The sequence below is a fragment of the Adhaeribacter rhizoryzae genome, from assembly GCF_008629685.1.
Classification (GTDB): domain Bacteria; phylum Bacteroidota; class Bacteroidia; order Cytophagales; family Hymenobacteraceae; genus Adhaeribacter; species Adhaeribacter rhizoryzae.
Genome location: NZ_VWSF01000017.1, coordinates 91,472 through 114,517, shown reverse-complemented (window position 1 = coordinate 114,517; position 23,046 = coordinate 91,472). Strand labels below are relative to the sequence as shown.

The 23,046-nt window shown below is 43.8% G+C and carries 20 protein-coding genes; 9 read left to right on the top strand and 11 right to left on the bottom strand.

Features of this window, described 5'->3' with window-relative positions; translation table 11 throughout:
* The first annotated feature begins 425 nt into the window (after positions 1–425).
* The 6 genes from rhaT to F0145_RS18825 all read left to right on the top strand — a co-directional run bounded on the left by rhaT (position 426) and on the right by F0145_RS18825 (position 7,703).
* Positions 426–1,496 carry an L-rhamnose/proton symporter RhaT gene (gene rhaT, locus F0145_RS18850; protein ID WP_150090836.1) on the top strand — a complete coding sequence of 357 codons (1,071 nt, stop codon included), beginning with the start codon at positions 426–428 and terminating at the stop codon, positions 1,494–1,496.
* A 233-nt stretch (positions 1,497–1,729) separates the two neighbouring features.
* Positions 1,730–3,856: a bifunctional aldolase/short-chain dehydrogenase gene (locus F0145_RS18845; protein WP_150090834.1), complete on the top strand. Its 2,127-nt coding sequence runs from the start codon at positions 1,730–1,732 to the stop codon at positions 3,854–3,856.
* Positions 3,857–4,032: 176 nt separating this feature from the next.
* Positions 4,033–5,316: a sugar isomerase gene (locus F0145_RS18840; protein WP_150090832.1), complete on the top strand. Its 1,284-nt coding sequence runs from the start codon at positions 4,033–4,035 to the stop codon at positions 5,314–5,316.
* A gap of 125 nt (positions 5,317–5,441) precedes the next feature.
* On the top strand, positions 5,442–6,761 hold the full coding sequence (locus tag F0145_RS18835; protein WP_150090830.1) for an FGGY-family carbohydrate kinase: 1,320 nt from the start codon (positions 5,442–5,444) through the stop codon (positions 6,759–6,761).
* A 266-nt stretch (positions 6,762–7,027) separates the two neighbouring features.
* Entirely contained in the window at positions 7,028–7,255 is a 228-nt protein-coding gene (locus tag F0145_RS18830) for a UPF0175 family protein (protein WP_150090828.1), read from the top strand.
* A complete protein-coding gene (locus F0145_RS18825; protein ID WP_150090826.1) occupies positions 7,248–7,703 on the top strand; it encodes a DUF3368 domain-containing protein in 456 nt (151 codons plus the stop codon). Before F0145_RS18830 ends, F0145_RS18825 begins: the two co-directional genes overlap by 8 nt.
* Before the next feature lie 71 nt (positions 7,704–7,774).
* Here F0145_RS18825 and F0145_RS18820 read toward each other — a convergent pair whose 3' ends face one another.
* The 7 genes from F0145_RS18820 to F0145_RS18790 all read right to left on the bottom strand — a co-directional run bounded on the left by F0145_RS18820 (position 7,775) and on the right by F0145_RS18790 (position 14,890).
* On the bottom strand, positions 7,775–8,488 hold the full coding sequence (locus F0145_RS18820; protein ID WP_150090824.1) for a LytR/AlgR family response regulator transcription factor: 714 nt from the start codon (positions 8,486–8,488) through the stop codon (positions 7,775–7,777).
* Entirely contained in the window at positions 8,485–9,597 is a 1,113-nt protein-coding gene (locus F0145_RS18815) for a sensor histidine kinase (protein ID WP_150090822.1), read from the bottom strand. Before F0145_RS18815 ends, F0145_RS18820 begins: the two co-directional genes overlap by 4 nt.
* A 109-nt stretch (positions 9,598–9,706) precedes the next feature.
* Positions 9,707–10,417 carry a hypothetical protein gene (locus tag F0145_RS18810; RefSeq protein WP_150090820.1) on the bottom strand — a complete coding sequence of 237 codons (711 nt, stop codon included), beginning with the start codon at positions 10,415–10,417 and terminating at the stop codon, positions 9,707–9,709.
* A 12-nt stretch (positions 10,418–10,429) separates the two neighbouring features.
* Positions 10,430–11,188, bottom strand: coding sequence for a hypothetical protein (locus tag F0145_RS18805; RefSeq protein WP_150090818.1), 759 nt, complete (start codon positions 11,186–11,188; stop codon positions 10,430–10,432).
* Positions 11,175–12,041, bottom strand: a complete 867-nt coding sequence (locus F0145_RS18800) for an ABC transporter ATP-binding protein (protein WP_150090816.1) — start codon at positions 12,039–12,041, stop codon at positions 11,175–11,177. The genes F0145_RS18805 and F0145_RS18800 overlap by 14 nt, the downstream gene beginning before the upstream one ends.
* Positions 12,042–12,523: 482 nt before the next feature.
* Entirely contained in the window at positions 12,524–13,849 is a 1,326-nt protein-coding gene (locus F0145_RS18795) for an inositol-3-phosphate synthase (protein ID WP_150090814.1), read from the bottom strand.
* 438 nt (positions 13,850–14,287) lie between these two features.
* A complete protein-coding gene (locus tag F0145_RS18790) occupies positions 14,288–14,890 on the bottom strand; it encodes a histidine phosphatase family protein (protein ID WP_150090812.1) in 603 nt (200 codons plus the stop codon).
* A 296-nt stretch (positions 14,891–15,186) separates the two neighbouring features.
* Between F0145_RS18790 and F0145_RS18785 the strand changes: the two genes are divergently transcribed.
* Positions 15,187–16,296, top strand: a complete 1,110-nt coding sequence (locus F0145_RS18785) for a polysaccharide pyruvyl transferase family protein (protein WP_150090810.1) — start codon at positions 15,187–15,189, stop codon at positions 16,294–16,296.
* Positions 16,293–17,678 carry a Coenzyme F420 hydrogenase/dehydrogenase, beta subunit C-terminal domain gene (locus tag F0145_RS18780; protein WP_223816147.1) on the top strand — a complete coding sequence of 462 codons (1,386 nt, stop codon included), beginning with the start codon at positions 16,293–16,295 and terminating at the stop codon, positions 17,676–17,678. Before F0145_RS18785 ends, F0145_RS18780 begins: the two co-directional genes overlap by 4 nt.
* A gap of 55 nt (positions 17,679–17,733) precedes the next feature.
* Here F0145_RS18780 and F0145_RS18775 read toward each other — a convergent pair whose 3' ends face one another.
* Positions 17,734–18,678 (bottom strand): glycosyltransferase family 9 protein, encoded by a 945-nt coding sequence (locus F0145_RS18775; RefSeq protein ID WP_150090809.1) that lies wholly within the window; start codon positions 18,676–18,678, stop codon positions 17,734–17,736.
* 57 nt (positions 18,679–18,735) lie between these two features.
* On the bottom strand, positions 18,736–19,620 hold the full coding sequence (locus tag F0145_RS18770) for a glycoside hydrolase 5 family protein (RefSeq protein WP_150090807.1): 885 nt from the start codon (positions 19,618–19,620) through the stop codon (positions 18,736–18,738).
* Between the two features lie 626 nt (positions 19,621–20,246).
* Between F0145_RS18770 and F0145_RS18765 the strand changes: the two genes are divergently transcribed.
* Positions 20,247–20,663: a hypothetical protein gene (locus F0145_RS18765; protein ID WP_150090805.1), complete on the top strand. Its 417-nt coding sequence runs from the start codon at positions 20,247–20,249 to the stop codon at positions 20,661–20,663.
* Between the two features lie 144 nt (positions 20,664–20,807).
* Here F0145_RS18765 and yiaK read toward each other — a convergent pair whose 3' ends face one another.
* Positions 20,808–21,809: a 3-dehydro-L-gulonate 2-dehydrogenase gene (gene yiaK / locus F0145_RS18760; protein ID WP_150090803.1), complete on the bottom strand. Its 1,002-nt coding sequence runs from the start codon at positions 21,807–21,809 to the stop codon at positions 20,808–20,810.
* A 192-nt stretch (positions 21,810–22,001) separates the two neighbouring features.
* The gene (locus F0145_RS18755) at positions 22,002–22,886 is read right to left on the bottom strand and encodes a sugar phosphate isomerase/epimerase family protein (protein WP_150090801.1); all 885 of its coding nucleotides are present in this window, start codon (positions 22,884–22,886) and stop codon (positions 22,002–22,004) included.
* Positions 22,887–23,046 lie beyond the last annotated feature (160 nt).

Sequence of the window (23,046 nt, the reverse complement as noted above, 5' to 3'; positions counted from 1 at the left end):
GGATAATATTATTTGCGGGCAACCCGGCTAAGCAAAATTTTCAAATAAGTGCCGCCCTTTGTCCGCCACTATCCTGTACTATCCTGCCAATAAAGCGCCGTAAAAATGCGCTTCCTTAAACAAAGCTTCTTTACGCCCTGCTTGGGAATACATTTATAGCCAGCTAAAAATATAGCGCCCAATCAATTTTCTTTTTACAGTTGTAACCTGATTTTTTCTGCTTTAAAACCGAATATTTAGAAAATTAATGAAAAAAGTTTCCCAAAAAGGATACAACAGGATACGCGATTTAGAATTCCTGTTTACATTAGGCCATAATTGTTCTTTATACACTAAAACCTTAAAACCAATTTTGGGCCACGAACGAAAACTTTCCGGTTCCAGAAATAATAAATGTTTAATCCGGCAAATTCTTAAACACTTCCATGCAAGTACTTTTTGGTCTGTTATATCATTTTATTGGGGGCTTTGCTTCCGGCAGTTTTTATATTCCTTTTAATAAAGTAAAGAAATGGGCCTGGGAAAGTTACTGGTTGGTGGGCGGTGTTTTTTCCTGGCTGATTGTACCGCCTTTGGGTGCAGCCCTTACCGCGCCGGGTTACCTCGAAACTTTACTGAATACCGATTCTACTACTTTATTTTACACCTACCTCATGGGCTTGTTGTGGGGAATTGGGGGTTTAACCTTTGGTTTAACCATGCGTTACCTGGGTCTATCGCTGGGCATGGCCATTGTGCTGGGCTTTTGTGCGGCTTTCGGCACGCTTATACCGCCTATGTTTTACGAGTTTTTCGGCCGCTCCGGCAATGCTAAAACCATTTCGGAATTATTAAGCACCACTTCGGGCCTGGTTACTTTTGGGGGCGTTATGCTTACGTTGCTGGGCATTGCCATTTGCGGCAAAGCCGGCACCATGAAAGAAAAAGAACTTTCCGCTGAACAGAAAACCGAAAATATTAAAGAATTCAACTTCCCGAAAGGTTTGCTGGTGGCAATATTTTCGGGTGTTTTAAGTGCTTTTATGTCGTTTGGTTACGAAACCGGCAAGCCCATTGCCGAAGCCACCGTGGCCAAAGGTATCGATCCGCTCTGGCAAAACAACCCGGTACTGGTGGTAATATTATTGGGTGGCTTAACCACCAATTTTATCTGGTGTATTTATTTGAATATTAAAAATAAAACCGGCGGCGATTACATCAATAAAGCCACGCCCCTGGGCCGCAACTATTTATTTTCGGCTATTGCCGGTACTACCTGGTATTTGCAGTTCTTCTTTTACGGCATGGGCGAAAGCCTTTTTTCGGCCAACGGCTTAGGTTTTTCTAGCTGGACCCTACACATGGCGTTTATTATTATTGTAAGTAATATCTGGGGTATTTATTTTAACGAATGGAAAGGTGCCAGCCCCAAAACCATGCGCATGATTATTCTGGGTATTGCCACGGTAATATTATCTACAATGGTGGTGGGTTACGGCAATTACCTGGCCTCTTAAAGCCAAAAGTTAAAACCAGTAGCACAAAAATTTAAAAATATTCCGTAGCCGGGCGCAAAAAGTATTATTTTTTAAGAAAAATATAACAGATCTCAGGATAGTACAGGATGGATTACCCTTTTTAGAATTTTAGATTTGTTAACCATCACTTACTTAAATATGGGTTTTAGGCGGCAGTTCGGTTTAGTTGATAACGTTTAAGCAAAACAATTATTCATAATTATCAAAATATCATGGAAAATACGGTAGATAAAATCTCTTATAAGTATGTAAGTTATCTTTGGGACGAAGAAGTAGCAAGCTCGTTGGGCAACGACGAAGTAGCCCTTTTAATCTATCGTTCTAACCTGTTAGGTGCCGACTTACGCTTAACCAACTATGCCGGCGGCAATACCAGTTGTAAAGTAATGGAAACCGATCCGCTTACCGGCCAGGAAGTAGAAGTAATGTGGGTAAAAGGTTCCGGCGGAGATTTGGGTACTTTAAAGAAAAGCGGATTGGCCGCGCTTTACGTAGATAAACTGCACAGCCTGAAAAAACGCTACCGGGGTTTAGAAAACGAAGACGAAATGGTGGGTTTGTTTAACCACTGCATTTACGACCTCGATTCCAAAGCGCCCTCCATTGATACCCCTTTACACGCTTTCCTGCCTTTTAAGCACATAGATCATTTGCACCCCGATGCGATTATTGCTATTGCGGCGGCCAAAAATGGTGAGCAGATAACTAAAGAATTATTTGGCGGCAAACTGGCCTGGGTGCCCTGGCAAAAACCCGGTTTCGATTTAGGTTTAATTCTGGAAAGAACCGTACAGGAAAACCCCGGTATAACCGGCTTAATTTTAGGGAGCCACGGTTTATTTACCTGGGGCGATACCGCTTACGAAAGCTATATAAATACCTTAGAAACCATCGAGCGGGCTTCGGAATATTTGAACGAAAATTACGGCAAAAACCGCCCGGTATTTGGTGGCGCTAAAATTCAGTCTTTGCCCAAAGAACAACGCCTGGAAAAAGCCAGCACTTTAATTCCTTTGCTGCGCGGCTTGTGCTCTAGCCAGAACCGCATGATTGGCCATTTCACCGATGATGAGCGGGTACTGGAATATATTAACAGCAACGACTTAGACAAACTGGCGCCTATGGGTACCAGTTGCCCCGACCACTTCTTACGGACTAAAATTCGTCCGCTGGTATTAAACTTAACACCGGAGGCCGATTTATCGGATGCGCAGCAATTAAAAGAACAACTGGTGCAGCAGTTCGAAGATTATCGGGCGGGTTATAATGCGTACTACGAGCGCTGCAAGCACACCAACAGCCCGGCCGTCCGCGACACGAACCCGGTAATTATTTTGTACCCCGGCGTAGGCATGTTCTCTTTTGCCAAAGACAAGCAAACCGCTCGCGTGTCGAGCGAATTTTACATTAACGCCATTAACGTAATGCGCGGAGCCGAAGCCATTTCGGAATACCAGGGTTTACCCGAGCAGGAAGCTTTTAACATTGAATATTGGTTACTGGAAGAAGCGAAATTACAGCGGATGCCAAAAGAAAAACCTTTATCGCGGAAAATTGCCTTGGTAACCGGTGGTTCGGGCGGTATTGGTAAAGCCATTGCCGAAAAACTTGCCCAGGAAGGTGCCTGCGTGGTTATTACCGACATGAACGATAACGCGCTCAATGAGGTAAACGACGAATTCAAAAAAGTTTTTGGCAAAGATACCGCCGTAACCGCCACTTTAAACGTGACCGATGGTAACGCCATTGTAAATGCTTTTAAAACCGCTAATTTAAGCTTTGGCGGGGTCGATATTATTGTAAACTGCGCCGGCTTATCTATCTCTAAATCTATTGCCGATACCACCGAAGCTGATTACGATATTCTGCAGGATGTTTTGGTAAAAGGCCAGTTTTTGGTATCGAAAGAAGGTTTGGGCATATTGCGCAAGCAGCAAATTGGGGGCGACATTGTAAATATTGTAAGTAAAAACGCCTTGGTTTCCGGTCCGAACAACGTAGCCTATGGTACCGCCAAAGCCGCGCAGTTGCACATGTCGCGCCTGATGGCAGCCGAACTGGGGCCCGAAAAAATTCGCGTAAACGTAGTAAATCCGGATGCCGTAATCCGGGGCAGCAAAATTTGGGAAAGCGGTTGGGCCGCCGGTCGGGCCAAAGCCTACGGTATTTCTATTGAAGAACTGCCGGCTTATTATGCCAAACGCACCGTGTTAAACGAAGAAATATTAGCCGAAGATATTGCCAACGCAGTATTCTTATGCGTAGGTGGCCTGTTGCACAAGAGCACCGGCAACGTAATTAATGTAGATGGTGGCGTACCAGCCGCTTTTGTTCGATAATTTGCAGAAATAGTCGGTCACCGTGGAATTGGTTTGTTTTGGTTAAAAATTTGGGTGGTTTATTAACTTTAACTCTTTCCGGGCAGAAGCCTGGGAAAGCCATCCACGGTACCGCTATCTCTTTTCAAAATTAAAATAAACCCCGCATATAATCACCAATTATTTAGTTCCAAATAATGATTTTAGATAAATCGCTTATCGACCAGCATAACAGCCAGGGAAATGCTTTGCACCAAAAGAAATATGGGCTGCTGGCTTCTTTATTGCAGGACGAAGGGCATCAGGTGAATACTATTCTGGAACGGTTAGCGGCTTTTCAGGTAGCTATTCCGAGTTGGGCTTTAGGCACCGGTGGTACGCGTTTCGGGCGGTTTGCCGGGGGCGGCGAGCCCCGCAGCCTCGAAGAAAAAATTGAAGACGTGGGTTTGCTCCACGCCCTGAACCAATCGAGTGGCGCTATTTCGCTGCACATTCCCTGGGATATTCCGCAAAATCCGAAAGCCATTCAGCAACTGGCCGCTTCTTTTGAGCTGAAGTTCGATGCGGTTAATTCTAATACCTTCCAGGACCAGGAAAACCAGGATTACTCGTATAAATTTGGGTCGCTGTCGCATACCGATAAAGCCGTGCGCGACCAGGCCATTGCCCATAACGTAGAAGTTATCCGGCATGGCGTAGAGCTAGGCTCTAAATCTTTAACTATCTGGCTTTCGGATGGTACCGATTTTCCGGGTCAGCAGAATTTCCGGCGTTCTTTTGCCCGTACCTTAGATTCTTTCGAGCAAATTTACGCCCAATTACCCGCTGATTGGAAAGTGTTTATCGAGTACAAACCTTACGAGCCGCACTTCTACTCTACTGTTGTAGCCGACTGGGGTTCTTCGCTCCTTTTCTGCCAGAAATTGGGCGAAAAAGCTTTAGGATTGGTCGATTTAGGTCATCATTTGCCTAATACCAACATCGAGCAGATTGTATCGCGGTTTTTAATGGAAGGTAAACTGGGCGGCTTCCACTTCAACGATTCTAAATACGGCGACGATGATTTAACCGTGGGCGCCATGCGACCTTACCAGTTGTTTTTAATATTTAACGAACTGGTAGACGGCATGACCAGCAGCGAAATTAAAAATCCGGAATTAAGCTGGATGATTGATGCCAGCCACAACATAAAAGATCCGCTCGAAGATTTAATGCAATCGGTAGAAGCCATTATGATGGCCTATGCCCAAGCTTTGATTATTGACCGGCCGGCGCTGGAAAAAGCCCAATTGCAAAATGATGCCACTTTGGCCCAGGAAATATTGCAAAATGCTTACCGCACCGATGTAAGGCCTTTGCTGGCCGAGGCCCGTTTACAAGCCGGCGCTGCTTTAAACCCGGTTGCCTTTTACCGCGAGCAAAAAATCCGGCAAGCGTTAATCAAGCAGCGGGGCGAAAAAACCTACTCTACTGGTTTGTAATTTTCCGGCAAAGTTCTATATTAAAGTTAAATTTAAACAGCAGCCCCAGACACCCAGGTGCCTGAGGCTGCTGCCATTAATATCCCGTTCTTAATTATCCACTATTTTTAAACACCCGATTGCGTATGGTATCTTGTGTGGCAGTTTTCGATATTGGCAAAACAAATAAAAAGTGTATTCTCTTTGACCACTATTTTAATATTATTCATGAAATTGAAGCACGGTTTCCCGAAATCCTGGATGATGACGGTTATCCCTGCGAAGATGTAGATAGGCTTACCGCCTGGCTGCTGGCTACCTGGAAAGAACTGGAAGCCGACGAACGGTTTGATGTAGTTGGGGTAAACTTTACCACTTACGGTGCCAGCATGGTGCATTTAAATGCGCAACTTAAACCCGCTACGCCCCTTTACTCCTACTTAAAACCGTACCCCGAAGATTTAGAAAAACAGTTTTACGACCGTTACGGCGATAAATTAACTTTTGCTACCGTTACGGCTTCGCCTAACTTGGGCATGCTCAATTCTGGGTTGCAATTGTACTGGCTGAAATACAAGAAGCCGGAACTTTTCGCCAAAATAACAACCTCGCTCCATTTGCCGCAGTATGTTTCCTTCCTGTTCTCGGGCAATATGGTATCGGAATACACCAGCATTGGCTGCCACACCGGCCTCTGGAATTTCGAAACCAAATGCTATCACAACTGGGTTTACGAGGAAAATATTATTAGCTTACTGCCCCGCATTACCGAACAAAGCAATACCTTCGGTACCACTTTCCGGAAGAAAAGAATACCGGCCGGCATTGGGTTACACGACAGTTCTTCGGCCCTGATTCCTTATTTGTATAAATATACCGATCCATTTTTATTGCTTTCTACGGGTACTTGGGGCATTACTTTAAATCCGTTTGCCAAAGAAAATTTAACCAAAGAAGAACTGCAGCAGGATTGTTTAAATTTTTTAACCTACAACGGTCAGCGGGTTAAAGCGTCCAGAATGTTTATTGGCAACGAGCACGAAGAGCAGGTAAAAAAATTGGCCAGCCACTACAACAAACCCGCCGATTATTTTAAAATAGTTACTTACAATCCGGCTTATAGCAAGCCCCAACCCGATGAACCTGTTACGCCGGACGATAGCACCTTAACGGCCACTAAAACCACCAAGCTTAACATTCAGTTAGATCTAACGCAGTTCGAAACGTACGAAGAAGCTTACCACGTGCTCATGCAAAAAATTACCGAACCCCAGGTAGAAGCTATTCGCCTGGCCGGTGAGTACAACCTAAGTAATTTCGAATATTTACTGGTTGATGGCGGCTTTAGTAAAAACAAAATATTCATGCACCTGCTGCAAGCTAATTTCCCCGATTTAAATATTGTAATTTCGGAGAACTCGCAAGGCACGGCGCTAGGCGCAGCAATGATTCTGAATATCTGGTAAATGCATATGTTCTAGCAGAAGATTTAAAATAAAACAGCAAAGCCTACCTCACCTGGTGGGCTTTGCTGTTCTGGGATATCAATCAAAATTTCAGTAAGGTAGTGAATCGGACTATAAATTAGTAGAAAATCAGCGGGGAGCTTACCCGCTTAAAGTTGATTTAATAAACGGCTACGTCTTGTTCACTTCATGTACTAACCTGTTAGGCCCAGGCTGAAGAAACCAAAACTTAAAAAAAACGATTATATTTATAAAAGTACTGGAATATGCGAACCGTAAACTTAAACTTACCAGAAAACCTGGATTTAAATGAATCAGAACTAAAAGTAATTTTAGCTGGTGAGTTATACGAAAGGGAAAAACTTTCTTTAGGACAGGCCGCTGATTTAGCTGGGCTTTCTAAAAGAGCTTTCATAGAAATAATGGGTGTGTACGGATTTTCTGTCTTCAGCAAATCAGAAGCTGATTTACTATCCGACATTGCCAATGCCTGAATTAATAATTTGTGATACTAGTTGTTTAATTTTGTTGGATAAGCTAAATAAACTAGATCTACTAAAGCTTTGCTACTCAAATATTTATATTACAACAGAAATTGCAGAAGGATTTGGCAAAACACTACCTGATTGGCTAATAATAAAAGAAGCAAGCAACCAAGCACTTCAACAAACACTAACACAGATTTTAGGTAGAGGAGAAGCTAGTGCCATTGCATTAACCTTTGATATACCTGATAATGTAGTTGTGCTGGACGATCTGAAAGCAAGAAAAATTGCTAAATCTTTAAACCTGAAAATTACTGGGAGTTTAGGAATTTTAGTTAAAGCAAAACAACAAGGATTTATAGAAAAGCTTTCGCCCATTCTTGAACAAGTGCAGCAAACCAACTTCAGAATAGCTGAAAACATCATCAGAAAAATTTTAGCTACAGTAGGCGAATAATATAGCATTAAAAGGCTTTGCAGCCACATTTGATAAGTAGGCTTTTAACTAATACGCATACAATATTAGCCTTAGCTGCCGCTGATGTGCAGTTTTTGGTACAGATCTTCTTTATAATTTGCGCCAATCGGAATTTCGGCATCCCCAATAAATACCATATTACCGTAAATAGAAGTTATTTTGGCCGCATTGATAATATAAGAGCGGTGTACCCGAAAAAACATTTCTGCAGGCAAAGCAGCTTCCAGCAATTTTAAATGCATACTCAGCAATAATTTTTTATCTGTCAGGTAAACAGTACTAAAATCTTTCTCCGCCCGGATGTATTGGATTTCATCGAAGTATATTTTTATTAAGCGGCCGTTGTGCTTTACAAAAATATAGACAGGCTTTTCCGGAGTAGATTGCAACGGATTTTGCTTTAAAGCTAGTAATTCCTGCACCCTTTCTACGGCCTGAAAAAACCGGCTTAGGGTAATGGGTTTTAACAAATAATCGGCGGCGTGTAAGGCAAAACCTTCTACGGCGTAATGGCTGTAAGCGGTGGTAAAAACCACCAGCGGCGGGTTTTTAAGGGAACGCAGAAAATCAATGCCCGAAATAACCGGCATCTGAATATCCAGAAACAAGACATCAACCCCGTTCTGCATTAAAGCCTCGTACGCTTCTTCGGCATTTATACAAGTTTTTACCACTTCCCAATTTGGAATATGCTTCAGATACGTCTGAATAATTTCCCGGGCCAAGGGCTCATCATCTACAATCAGGCAGCGAATAATTTTCATGCAAGATTTATGGTTAGCTGGGTTTCGTAGGCGGTTCCGTTAATTTGGGTATGGTACGTGTGCTTGCCCGGATAATAAATTGCCAGTCGCTTTTGCAGGTTTGCCAAGCCAATGCCGCCGGTTTGGTTTTTTGCCCGCTGCGGTTCAAAACTGTTTTGGCAACAAAAGTGCAATACATGGTCCTGAACCGTTAATTTAATGTGAATGGCCGGCGATTGCGGCGCATCCAGGTTGTACTTAAAAGCATTTTCGATGAGCGGCATAAACAATAAAGGCGGCACAATATACACCTGATTATCAATAACATATTCAAAACAAACCGGGGTATAATTTAGCCGCAGTTTTTCCAGTTCCAGGTAATTCTTAATTAAACTTACTTCTTTGTTTAGCGCAATTTTATCTTCCGCCGAATCGTACAAAGTATACCGCATAAAGTCCGAAAGCCGGGCCACAGTTTCGGCCGACTGTTCGTTGCGGCCATGAATAATTAAGCCGTACAAATTATTTAAGGTATTAAATAAAAAATGCGGATTTAGTTGGGCTTTTAAAAAGTTGAGTTCTAACTGAATATTGTCGCGGTTTAGCTTCAGGTTCTGAATATACTGCCGGTGGTATTCCAGGCCGGCTTTTATGGCGATGGCCGGCGTTATATACACAATAAGCCCGAATAAAACCCCTAAGCTTACTACCCGCGACGATACTACCGCCAACCAGCCACGTTGTAAATATCCGTAATATTTAGTTTGGGTTTGCACGGCCTCGCGGCAGGGCTGGCACAGGTTTAAGATTAACATTTCGGCAATGTAATCAATAAAGGTAAAGCTTATTAAAAGGGCCAGACTAGCCGCTATAACCGCCAACCACTTTTTTTTCGGAATAAGTTTTAACCCAACCCCATACACCAACGGGTAATAAATCAGGATAAGGGTAATGGTTCCGCGCAACGGACTCAGGTAAACCAGCGGCGAATTGCGGTAAGGATTAAACGATATAGAATTAAAATGCCAGATGCTGCCAAAAAATACCAGCCAGAAAAGTACATGCGACGCAATGCGCCAACTTGGTTTAATTTGTCTTTTCAGTAGTAAAGTGTCCAGGGGCAGGCGCATGAGCAGATTGGCCGTAAAATAATTTAAATTAGGTATTAACCAGTATAAATATCTGAATTGTCTAAATTTATAAATTCTGAAAAAGGCAAAACTTAAGATAATAGAAAAATTATTTAGTTGGTTGCATTAGCTTTTTTTGCCCTTGGTTAAAAACCTGGGCCATAACTTGATTCGATAATACCACCGCGGCACTATCGCCAACCTGGTGCTGCAAAACCGCAAACTGAATATTTTTGAGAAAGCCGATTGTACTGTTTTGTAGGTTTAAATTAAAGTTATCAGCAATATTTTGCCCATCGAAGCCAAATCGGCTCTGGCCGGTGGCCCTAATATTTAGCGCCGGAAATTGGCAGTTACTAAAAGTAGCCACCGCCTGGCCGCTTAAAGCCAAATCCAGATCAGTTTTCCTAAAATCTATAATCCGGACGAAAGTATTTTGGTTAGCTATTTTATTTACCGCATTGGTTTTAATAATTATACCGGCGGGGGTGGTATTTTTACTAGCTTCATCCAGCGGAATATTGGCACCCGAAAAAATTATTTCCAGCGTATCGGCCGTGTTTTTGGCCTTTAGAAAACTTTTTCTCCTTCGTAAAACCGTCAGGCTATTACCAGTATCGTACTGAATGTGGATGGGATAACCGTTGCTGCCGCTAATTTTTAAAACTTTGAAAGCCGCCGTTGGAGTAGTTTCATAATTCCGGAGCGGGTCGTTTAAATTTATTTTGGCGGCTTCTTTTTTCAGGATAAAACCGGTAGTGAGCATACCCGCGGTAAATATTAAGGCTAAACCCAGCAAAGCAATATTACTTTTTTTCATGTGGCAGATGTTTTAAACTTCTTTTTCCCGGAAGCGCAGCCAGGTAATGCTCCAAAAAATTAGCGGTAATACTGCCCGGGCAAAAATATTGCTTATGCTATCTATGTTTTCGGGAAGGTTCACGTAAATATTCTCGCCCTGGTGCTCGAACTGAAAACCACTGAGCGGCGTACTGGAATTAATATTCGGGATGCCTGAAATTATTCCCATCAGGAAATTATTAGCATAATTCAGGAAAACCAGCACCAGTAGTAAAACCAGCAGCGTTTTAACGAAACTTAGCTTGGTAAAATAAACGCTGCCCAGTAAAATAATGCCGTTAAACAAAAAGTACGCGCACACTAACCAGTAAAATCCATTCCGAAATAAATTCAGCGGCGTGGTTCCGTATTTTTGGTAAGTTAACAGCGTATACAATCCATCGGTCAGGTAATAAATACCTAAATACGCCACTAAAAAAGCAAAGCCCGATAACAAGATGGCCGCAGCTATTTTTTCGGCGGCGGTAGCCGGAATGCTTAAGAGCCAGATGCCTTTGGCGGATTCCGAAAATTCCTGGAACATGGTAGCGGTAAATATGCCGCCGCTCCCAAATAAACCAATCAGAAAAACGCCGTTTTGTACGGCTCCGCCAAAGCTGTCGCGCCAGTGGTGTACTATTAAAAACAGCGTTGCCAGCAAGCCAAATAATACCAGGCTGCCCAATAAATAAAGCTGAGATTGCTCCTTTAACTGGCGCTTCAGGAGCAAGGTTAAATTAACTAAGTTCATAAGCCGGTATTTTTGGGTTAGTGGTAAACATTGGTTGTAAAGCCGCATTATTTTCCAGCAAGGCATTAAAAAGCAGTTCCATGTCGAGGTAAGTCTTCTGGCCGGAAGTATTTTTAGCAATGTAAGGCCAGCCGGCGGGTGATTTTTCCTGGTAAAGCACCGCCGTTTCGGGTAATGAAGCCGGCGAAATGCCAAAAATTAACCGTTGCAGAATTTCATCTTTCGCGGCATGCAAAAGTACTTTGCCTTGGTCCAGAATAATGAGGCTGCTAATCAGTTCATCTAAATCACGCACCTGATGCGACGAAATAATTACCAGCCGGTCGGGTTTAAAGGCATCTTTTATCATGTTCCGGAAAATTCCTTTGGCCGGAATATCTAAGCCATTGGTGGGCTCGTCCAGAATAAGCACGCGGGTATTGGTAGCAAGGGCAAAGCCAATCAGGGTTTTCTTTTTCTGGCCGTAAGATAGAGACCGTAATTTCCGGCTGGGTGCAATGCCAAATAAATCTAAATAACTTTGGTACTGCGTTAAATCGAAGTTGGGGTAAAAGGGTGCGTAAACCTGAATAAATTCTTTTACCGTCAGGTTGGGCAAATAACATTCTTCCGGAATAAAAAATATATCCTTCAGAAAATTGACTTGCCTTAACCGGGACTCCTGACCAAAAACCTGAACCTGGCCGGTTGTCGGGAATAAAAGACCGCCAATATTTTTGATTAGCGTAGATTTACCTGCGCCGTTTTTGCCGAGCAAACCGTAAATCTGCCCCGACTGCAGCGTCAGGTTTAAGCCCCGAAACAGCTCCTGGTTACGGGAGTAGCGGTAACAAAAGTTGTTTAACTGAATCATCCGTAAAAGGGGTTTGGTTATACAAGGCTAACCTTATCCCGCTTTATTCAGAAAAAATATCGACCAATCCTGCTTATAAACCAACCAGACTGGCTCAAACCGCAACGAAAATATTTTACTTGAAGAAGAACGGTTTTTATATAAAGAAGGAATATTTATAGGAAAGGAAGAGTAGATTTTAAATACCTATGGTTATGCAAAAAGAAAATACGCAAAAGTAAAAGAATAAAAGTATAAGTAACCCACATTTGTCATTCAGGAGGAACCTATGTAGCTAGTTGCTAAATAGTTTCCTCCTGAATGACAGGTATGGATTTTAAAGACCTAAACCAATATTCTTAATACTAGGGTGGGCACATAAACCTAATCAATTTTTTTTAGTAGTTGGTTAATGGCAAATAAAACAAAAGCAGGCAAAGTATTCTGGCTATTAAAATAATCAGAATACTTTGCCTGCTTAAAAACAGAATAACTTTAGTCTTTTACAACGCTTCGGTTAAATCCTGGTAATATTCTAAACCCAGATGCGTAATAAGGTCCTCACCCATCATGTGGCGCAGGGTATTCTGCATTTTAATTAATTGCTTAAAAATATCGTGCTCAGGATTAAGGCCGGGGGCTGTTTGGGGCGATTTAAAGTAAAAAGATAACCACTCCTGAATGCCCGACATGCCGGCTCTTTTGGCCAAATCGCTGAACAAGGCTAAATCCAATACCAGCGGAGCGGCCAGAATAGAATCGCGGCACAAGAAGTTTACCTTTATTTGCATTTGGTAACCCATCCAGCCAAAAATATCAATATTATCCCAGCTTTCTTTGTTATCGCCGGCCGGCGGATAATAGTTAATTCTTACTTTATGGTAGATTTCGCCGTACAGTTCCGGGTTCATTTCGGGCTGAAAAATATCTTCCAGCACGCTTAGTTTAGATACTTCTTTGGTTTTAAAATTTTCCGGATGGTCCAGCACATAACCATCGCGGTTACCCAGAATATTAGAAGAAAACCAACCTCTTACACCCAAAGCCCTGGCCTGCAGGCCAGGAGCCAGAATGGTTTTCATGAGGGTTTGGCCAGTTTTAAAATCTTTACCACCAATTGGCGTACCGGTTTGTTTAGCCAGTTCAATCAGGGCCGGAATATCGCAGGTTAAATTAGGTGCGCCGTTCATAAACGGAACGCCCAGTTTAATGGCGGCATAGGCGTATATCATGGAAGGCGCAATGGCCGGATCATTATTCTGTAAACCTTCTTCAAAGCTTTCCAGGGTTTCGTGTACCGCCGATGGCTCTAAATATATTTCGGTAGAGCCGCACCAAACCACTACCATGCGCGCGCAATCGTTGGCTTCTTTAAAATTCTCGATGTCGTCCATTACCATTTTAGCCAGGTCGGCTTTGGTAGCGGCTTGCTTAATGTGGTCGCCATCGAGGTTAGATACATAAGAACGGTCAAAAACCGCTTTCATGGGCTTAATAGCTTCCAGCTCCGACTTAACGGCGTGCAACATCATGGGCTCAATTACCTTGGCCTTCAGGGCAGCTTCAAACACGTTGTCGTTATACACATCCCAGCCTCCAAAAACAATATCATTCAGGTCGGCCAGTGGCACAAAATCTTTAATTTTAGGAAAGCGGTTTTCGGTTCTTTTTCCTAACCGGATATTTCCCATTTGGGTTAAAGAACCAACGGGTTGCGCCAGATTCTTCTTAACGGCTTCTACACCGGCAATAAGCGTAGTAGCTACCGCACCTAAACCAGGAGTTAAGATACCAAGCTTTCCTGTTGCTTTTTCTATGGTATTATGCATGTGAATTGTTTTTAGAATAGTAAAAACTAATTATATCGGATGGCTGAAATCGTATTGAAATAGCCAAATTATTAATTGTTGTACTGGTTTTACCTGATTTATTTAATTCAAAGTAATAAAATCTGGTATGGGCAAAAATCTTTAAAGCAGGGCTTTAATTCTTACTTCGGTTAAAAGCAAAAATTAAATAACCAATCTTTTAAAGATTATAACGCTGGAATTCTTTTCAGAAAAATAAACCACTTTATATTAAGCCAATAGAGTTAACCTGGTATAATCTGGAAGATCGCCAACTAAAACTTACACCTGTGGCAATGCCTTTAACCGAAAATAATTAAAAAAGTTTTAAATAAACTTGGTTAAATTAAGGTATTAAATTCAACAGGTTCTTATTCAGTAAGTACAGGTTAAATATTTTGTTTAAGCCGCTAATAAAGCTTAAAAAGTAAGCCCGCCGGTATCGTTTACTAAAAGTATTTGGGCTGTTTCTGGGTAAAGCTGAATAATACTAATTGAAGCCGGGCTGATTTCGAGGCGTTGAAACATATCCAGGTGAATGCCGGCAAAATAAGCAATGGCAGCTTTTATTAAATCGGAGTGGCTTACCACAGCCACAGTTTCGTTGGGATGTTGCTGGGCTAATTTTATAAGTCCCGAAACAATCCGGGTTTGGGCTTCCAGCATCAGCTCGCCGCCCGGAATGCGCGCGCTGCTCCGGAAATAATTAAAATATTTAAATTGCTGGTCGTTGGCTAATTCCTTGAAATCGGCATTGGTCCATTCCCCAAAATTCATTTCGAGAAAACTTTCGTCTGTTTGGGGTTGCAAATTTAATATTGCGGCAATGGGCTGGGCCGTTTGTAAAGTCCGCTCCAAAGGGCTGCTGTAAATTGCGGCAATGGGCGCGCCGGCGAGCCGCTGGGCTAGTTTCTGTGCCTGTGCCTGCCCTTCTATATTTAAAGAAACACCCGGCATGCGGCCGCTCAATCGTTTGCCAACCGAATCGGTGGTGGCGTGCCGAATCAAAAGAAACTTGGTCATGGCGTAGTGCTTAGCTTGTTCTTATACCTGTTTTTCCAGCCAAGTTGATGCATATTCCTTTAAAAATAAATTTTTTATTCTTCTAAATTTAAGCGGAAAGAAGCAAGTGCCCTGTTCTCAGGCATTTATTTTTTACTGGCCTCCACCCTATTATTTTTAACAAAAATATTTATAACCAAAGGGCTGTTTCTTGCGTTGGCATTGACCAACGATTTGCCAGGGTAATTACCAATGCCCAACCAAAATATTCATGCGTTTTGGTTCACTTACAGCTAATAAATTTATTCCGAAATACATTGGAGCAAACAAGTAAAAATAATTCCTTAAAAATTGGGGTATTAACCTTTCATAGGTGCATTAATTATGGCAGTTACTGGCAGGCGCGTTGCCTGGCCGAAGGTTTACAGGCACGCGGGCACCAGGCCGAAATTCTTGACCACGACTCGGACCAGGTAAACCAGGCCGAATGGACCTGCGCCTTGCAACCCGTTTTACCTACCCGGGTTCCTAAATCAGATTATGCGCTTTACCGCGAAAAAACGCTTAAATTTTTCCGCCTTTTTCCTACCCTACCTCTATCTAACCGTTTTGCCTTAAACAATCCGGCAGCTATGGATAATTACGATTTGGTGGTAGTGGGCAGCGACGAAGTTTGGAATTTATCGCACCCGTGGTTTGGCGGCTGCTCGTTGTTTTACGGCGATGGCCTGAAAACCCAGAAGCTAATTTCTTACGCCGCCAGCTTTGGTAATTACGATGCTACCTGGGGCATGGAACCAACCTGGGCCGAAAAATTGCGGAAGTTTGATTTAATTTCTGTTCGGGACGAAAATTCCCAAAATATTATTAAAAATGCGCTTGGTTTTGAGCCCGAAATGGTGCTGGACCCTTGTTTGCAATTCCCGGTTTTACCGGATGCCAGAAATTTGGAAAACTTAACTAAACCGTACGTAGCGGTTTACGGACATAATTTTTCCGAATCTTTTGCCCGCGAAATCCGGAACTGGGCCGATAGCCGCCAATTGCCGCTCATTAGCATTGGTTACCGCAACGATTGGGCCGACGAACAATGGATTACCGCCGACCCGCACGATTTTGCTCATTTTATGGCGCAAGCCGAAGCCGTGGCTACTAACTTTTTTCACGGGTGCGTTTTTGCTTTGCGCAATGCCCGGCCTTTTGTGTGTGAATCTTCGCCTTACCGCCGGCACAAATTGCAAGGTTTAATGACTAAAATTGGCGGCGAAAAGCATTTGCTGCCGGAAGGTACCCCTTCGGACATTTACCGCGCCCGTTTAAACGAACCGCTGGACCAGGAAATTACCCAGAAAATAGAGCGCCTGCGCAAAACTTCTAACACCTACCTCGATCGGGCGCTGGGTACAAAACAACTGCAATTCGCATGACAGAGCCGCTAAGTCCGAAAGATATTGTTACTTCTGGTTTGTGCATTGGCTGTGGAAGTTGCGTGGCGCAGGCCAATTTACCCGATACCCACATGGCCTTTGATGCTTACGGCGAGTTAAAACCCAGTGGCGTACCAGCCTGGTACCGGCGGCCTTCCGATAGTTTTACCCGTACCTGCCCGTTTTCGCCGGCGGCTAAAAACGAAGATTATCTGGCTACTAATTTATACCCATTAGCGAAACACCAGGATGCCGCCATTGGGCGCTTCCAAACCGCTTACGTGGGTTATGTAGCCGAAGAAGAATATCGCTTGCAGGGCAGCTCCGGTGGCATGGTTACCTGGGTAGCTACCGAATTATTACGGCAGGGCTTAATTGATGGCGTAGCCCATGTAATTGCCACCAAAGAACCGCAAAAAGAAGGCCGGTATTTTCGTTACCGTATTTCGCGCACCGTAGCGCAAGTTCAGGAAGGCGCCAAATCCAGGTATTACCCAATTGAGTTATCCGAAATATTGCAAACTATCCGGGAAGTGCCGGGCCGGTATGCGGTGGTTGGGGTGCCTTGTTTTATTAAAGCCGTACAATTGCTCCGCAACGAAGATCCGCTGTTTCGCGAACGAATCCGGTTTACCTTGGGTTTGTTTTGCGGCCACATGAAAAGTGCCCGGTTTGTTGAGAGCTTTGCCTGGCAAATGAAGGTGCCGGTACACCAGATTGAGCAGGTTGAATTCCGGCACAAAGATCCAAACCGCCCGGCCAACTGGTATAATGCCCAGCTTACCTTGCGCGACGGCAGTACTATTAACCGCGACTGGTGGCATTTAAAAGATGGCGACTGGGGAGCAGGCTTTTACATGAATTCGGCTTGTAACTTCTGCGACGATGTAGTGGCCGAAACGGCCGATATTTCGTTTGGTGATGCCTGGGTAGAACCGTATTCCTCGGATGGCAAAGGCACCAACGTGGTTGTAGTTCGCTCAACCGTGGTGGAGGAATTAGTGGAGAACGCTATACAAGAAGGCCGTTTACAACTCGAAACCGTAGACCAGAAATTTGTGGAGCAAACGCAGGCGGCTGGTTTCCGGCAACGCCGCGAAGGCCTGGCATACCGCCTTACCTGGCCCCGCAAAGGTGTACAGCCCTGTAAGCGCGTAAAACCAGATGCGGAAACGGTGGCCAAACACCGGAAAACAATTTACCGGATGCGTAGTTTTATTTCGGCTGGCAGCCACCGCGTATTTTCGTTTGCCCGCCTCCTGCAGAAACCCGAATTATATTTTAAATGGGCCCGCATGGTAGCCGCCGTTTATCATGGTTTAGCTTATCACCAAGGCAAGTTCAGCGAAATGCGAAAGCGGTTTGGCGAATTAAAAGGATAAACAAAAGGCAGGAATAAATCCTGCCTTTTTAGTTTAAAGTTTAATTTAGGAAATATTACTTCGGCAATAACGCCAGGGTTTTGGTTTGAACCAAGTTCTCCAGCTCACCTGCTACCCGCAAAATCAGGCTTTCCCAATCGCCGGCTTGTGCTTGCCGGAAAAGCCGCATGGTTGGGTACCAGGGGCTGTCTTCTCTATCTTCCATCCACCGCCAATCAGCTTCGGCGTGCAGCAAAGTCCAAACGGGTACCCCTAGCGCGCCCGCCAGATGCACCGGCATTGAATCTACCGATATTAACAAATCTAAACCCTTTATTACTCGGGCAAACTCATACAAATTAAACGCGCCAGGGTTAATGCCAAAACCGTCCTGCCAACCGGCCTCTTGGGCATCGGCTTGGAGAATATAGAGATTGATGCCTTTAATATTGGCTAAGGGTGCCAGGTAATCGAACGGAATAGAGCGGTGCGGTGCCCAATCTCCCGGTTTCCAGACCAGCCCAACTGAGATTTGCTTGTTTGCAGGTGCAAGTGGCCGCGGTGCAACGTGCAAATACGGAATTTGCCGAGGAATAGTAGCCACGGTAGTCCGGAAGATGTGCGGCAACTCCATTATTTCTACATCTGCCTCGTAATCTGCTTCCGGTGTACCATCGTGCAGCGGCAATATTTCGTCAATTCCCGCAACAGTTTCCAGCAAAGGAATAAGTGGCTCCTGTGCCCAAACAATAACTTTAGCCGCCATTGCTTTTAGTAGTGGCGCGTAGCGGATAAACTGAATAGTATCGCCTAAACCATGGTAGCAGCGTACCAGCACGCGCTTTCCTTCCAGCGAACGGCCATCCCAAATATATTGAAAATGCCGCGGCCAATGCCAGCACGGTTTACCTGCCCTCGATGCCAGTACCTTATCGCTAAATTGCCATGCTTCTGCAAAAGCCCCTTGCCGCATCTTCCTTATCCAAAAATCTGACGAGTCTTCCTGATTATCCTGGCTCATTTAGTAATATTTGCCGTATTTTTAAATTGATTTTTTAGAATTGTAGCCATACCACCTTTAAGCATAACGGCGCATCATGGTTACGCAGAAATCGGCAAATTCCTCAATATTTTGGGGCGGCGAGGTATGGTGCGGCTGTATACCCCTGGATTCGGGCGTAAAGCAAAAAGTAACGGTTAAATCAAATTCTTCCAGCTTTTTCATTACGTGGTCAAACCATTTGTCGGCATCCGGTCGTAACCAATCGGCCCAGCTTAAGCCGGTGCGCAAACGTTTAACGCCTAATTTCCGGAGCCAGTCTATTGCATTGTCGAGGCGGTGATCTTCAAAATGAAACCACTGGCAAATACCAAACTCCGGGGTATAATCTGAGAAATGCTTTAACGCTAGTTTAGGGGTGCCATCTTCGCGCAGCAAGCCCATGTGAAAATGGCGGTAATAAGAAGAGCCCTCGGCTTCGCGGTGGCGGGTAGTTGCTTCCCAGTTCCGGGGTAAATCGTACAAGCTGTACCAAAGCGCCCGGTCCACACGGCCCAATAATAATTCGGCTGTCCGGCGCAAGCCAAACTCCTGCACTTCTTCGGCCCCAAAGCTCGAAATACCTACTTCGGTAACCCACACCGGCAAATTGGTTACTGCTTCAATTTCGGCAATTTTATCGGGCCACTCGTGTATTTGCCACAGGTTCCAATCTAACGGAAAGCCATGTACAGCCACGGCATCTAAATTTTCGAGGGCGCCGTGATTTTCTAGTTTCTTAATAAAATGCGGGTCTATGGGCGATATGCCACCCAGTACCCTTAAAATACCTGGATTTTCGGCTTTAACGGCGGCGGCCGCTAATTTTACCATGTTCCCAAATATTTGCCATTCCGGGTCAATTTCAAAAGCCCAATGCGATTTATTATTAGGTTCATTCCAAAACTTAACTGCTTCGATCATATTTTAATTTGTGTCGGTTTGTTTGCCGGATCACCTTACGGAGATTAGCCCCGGCAGTTTGGTGCGGCGGCAAATATATGCTTCTTTTTTAGGACACAATTTAATCGCAGGCCTTGAGCAGCCTAATACGTATCCGCACCTTCTGTTAAAAAGGCTTGTATTTTGCGGCTTTAGTAAACCCGTTAAAAATATCTCTAGTCTGGCAAAACCCGAATTAATTTAACATCAACTAAGGCTCCACTTTAAATTTAATATAGGTTGGTTTACACGGCATCATTAGTTAGACTAGCACATATCCCATGAGAATTAGCTTGATTAATCGTCTACAAAAATGCTTCATCAGTTTACGATATCAACTAGTTTATAGGCAAAAATTTGATTTTCTATTTAACATATTATTCACAATAAAAGCAATTTATAAGAATAATAAGAGCTTTACTAATAATAGAAAAAATCCACTCCTTGCAGCTGAGATATTAAAGAGATTAAGATTTATAGATAAAACTTGTTACAATTAGACTTTCGATTTTTAAGTGGTAAAATTTTTTTTTATTAAAATATTATTAATTATTCTAATTTTAACTATATTAAATACACTTTATTCCTGCACTAAATAGTTAGCTTGTATGAAAATATTATTTTCTAAATGGACCCAAATTGCAGCTTTGTTATTAATGGCCGGCGCACTGGCATGGGCTCTGAAACTAGGCGTTATTATTTCTACGAATGGCCGCATTATAAACACCGGGGCCGCCGCATTCTTCATGAGAGCCGGTCTGCTCCTGCTGGCAATTGGTTCAACGGGAATTGGTTACCGATTTAGTTTTAAAGGCCCACTACTACTTCGCATAATAGCCATCTTGCTTTCGCCGGTTGTAGTTTTTGGTTCGATTATGCTGTTGGGTATGCTAACCAACCCTTTATTTAAGGATACTGGCGTTTGGTATGCCCAGGAGGAAGGGCCCATTGGTGTAGCCGTAGTTGTTTATTTAATTATTGGGTATGTTCTTTATCGCAGCTATAAACCATTAACCGCACAATAATAAATTACTAGCTTAATAGCAGATTGCTTAAGTTTCTTTATTCAAACCAAGCCCACGGGTAAATATTCTTAACCGTTTCAGTGTAAATTTTATAAATCATTTAGGTTAACGCGCTGTATGCAAGCGCAAAGCGACCTACTAACTTTACATTGCCTGCACCTGTTGCCAAATCTGAGGATCAACAGGAATGCCTAACCTGATATTTTCCTGGCGGGTGCGCCACGTATTCTCGCCAGGATACAGAATCGACTCGTCCGGCGAAACGGGTGTACTGCTTTTAATAAAACTGAGCGTTTTTTGAATAATTTCGTCGGTAAAAGCGGCATCCTGAAACTGAGTTACATCGAGGCAAATAAAAGTCTGGGAAACCCCGTACTCATCGCCTAATTCTTTTAGATCGGCGGTGGTGCGGCCACCAGCTAAAACGCCCAAAGCCAAATCCAACAAAATACTTAAGCCCGAACCTTTCCAGAAACCTACCGGCAACGCACGTTCGGTTTGTTCAATGGCAGCCGGGTCTTGGGTTAAATTACCGGCCGCATCGTAACCGCCCGGCACCGGCAATTTTTTACTGGCCTGGGAATATTTGTACAGTTTGCCGTAAGAATACTGACTCATGGCCATATCCAGCACCACGTGTTGCCCATTAGTACGCGGCACCGCCATTACAAACGGGTTATTACCAATAGCTGGCGTTTTGCCGCCCCAAGGGGGCATGTTCGGGATGGTATTGGTAAAACAGAAAGCCACGCAACCCGCATCGGCGGCCAGCCAGCCGTAAGTGCCGCCCCGCATCCAGTGGTTGGTGTTGCGCAGGGCAACACCACCTATGCCACCTGCTTTGGCCAAAGCTACCGCGTGATTCATAGCGGCGTACGCATTTAAATTACCCGGCCCCTGGTTACCATTCCACCGTTCAAAGCTGCCGTGCTTGTTCTCGGACTGGGGTTCGGCCGCGGGCACCACATACCCTTTCTGAATATACTGCATAAACCTTGGAAAACGATTTAGGCCGTGGGAATAAACGCCGTCTTGGTCTGTTTCCGAGAATAATTGGGCACAAAGCGCAGCTCTTTCGGGCGTAAAACCTTTTTTATCGAGTACCCGCTGTAATTCGGCTTGTAAGGTGGTGAGTGGAATCCGCATCTTTTAAATATTAATATAATAATATAGGCGTGGCTAGTAAAAGAAGTTTGGTTATAAGGCCGGAAATTAAATAAGATCCCTAAGCAGCCAAAGGCAATATTTCAGAACCAAGCAAATGCCTCCGGGTTTAAAAAAACAAAACGGCCTAACTTTCATTGTCAGGCCGTGGCTGCTTAGTCTATCCGGTTATTTTTACGCTAATATTTTGGTTAGGTTTTTATAACTGGCCGTGATGCTATCGAGCGGGTTGCCGGGGGTTTGGTCTTGCTCTACGTAATAATATTTTAAGCCGGCTGTTTTAGCTGCCGCAAATATTGGTTTAAAGTTAATAACGCCATTGCCCACTTCGGTAAAGAATTTCTTTTCAGTTTTATCCATGTCTTTTACGTGCCACATCTCAAACCGGCCCGGATGCTTTTTAAACAAGCCTACCGGATCGTTGCCCGATTTTACGGCCCAGTATAAATCCAGCTCCATTTTGGCTTTGGTTTGCGTTAGCAGCATGTTGTAAGGCACCTGGCCTTCTAAGGTTTCGAATTCAAAATCGTGGTTGTGGTAAGCAAACTTAACTCCGGCTTTTTTACAGGCCTCGTCGGTTTTGTTAAACAGCTCAATGTGCTTTTTGTATTGGTCCAGGGTTTTCCGCTCATCCGGCATTAAATACGCGCAGGTCAAATATTCCTGGCCCGATTCGGCGGCCATATCTACCAGTTTCTGCATGTCGTTTTGCAGGGTTTCGAAAGGCATTTTGGGTCCGGACGAGCCTACCATTACGTGCGAACTGCGCAGCTTCATGCCCATATCCGCGAGCATTTGGGTAAATTCTTTGGGTTTCAGGCCATAATAATGCCCTTTAGCACCAGCCGCCGATTCCATATTTTTATAACCAATGCCGGCAACTTTCTGCAAGGTGCCTTTCAGGTCTTTATCCAGCAGGGTCCGGACGGTGTACAATTGCAGGCCCGGCGCGGGCAGTTTTTGGGGAGCTTGCGCGGCTTTTAATAAATTAGGCACCACCAGAGCGCCCGCCGATAACAGACCGGCCTGCTTTAAAAAATCTCTACGATTCAAATTCATGTAAGTACTGGCTTAAAAATTGTGGGTGGAAAAGTAATATTTTAAATAATAAAGGCTTACAAAACAACTTGCATACCAAGTTTAAAAGAATATTAAATTAATTGGGTTGAAATATATCACTTATTTATTTCTGTTAAAATATTCCTAGTTCTATTTCCGC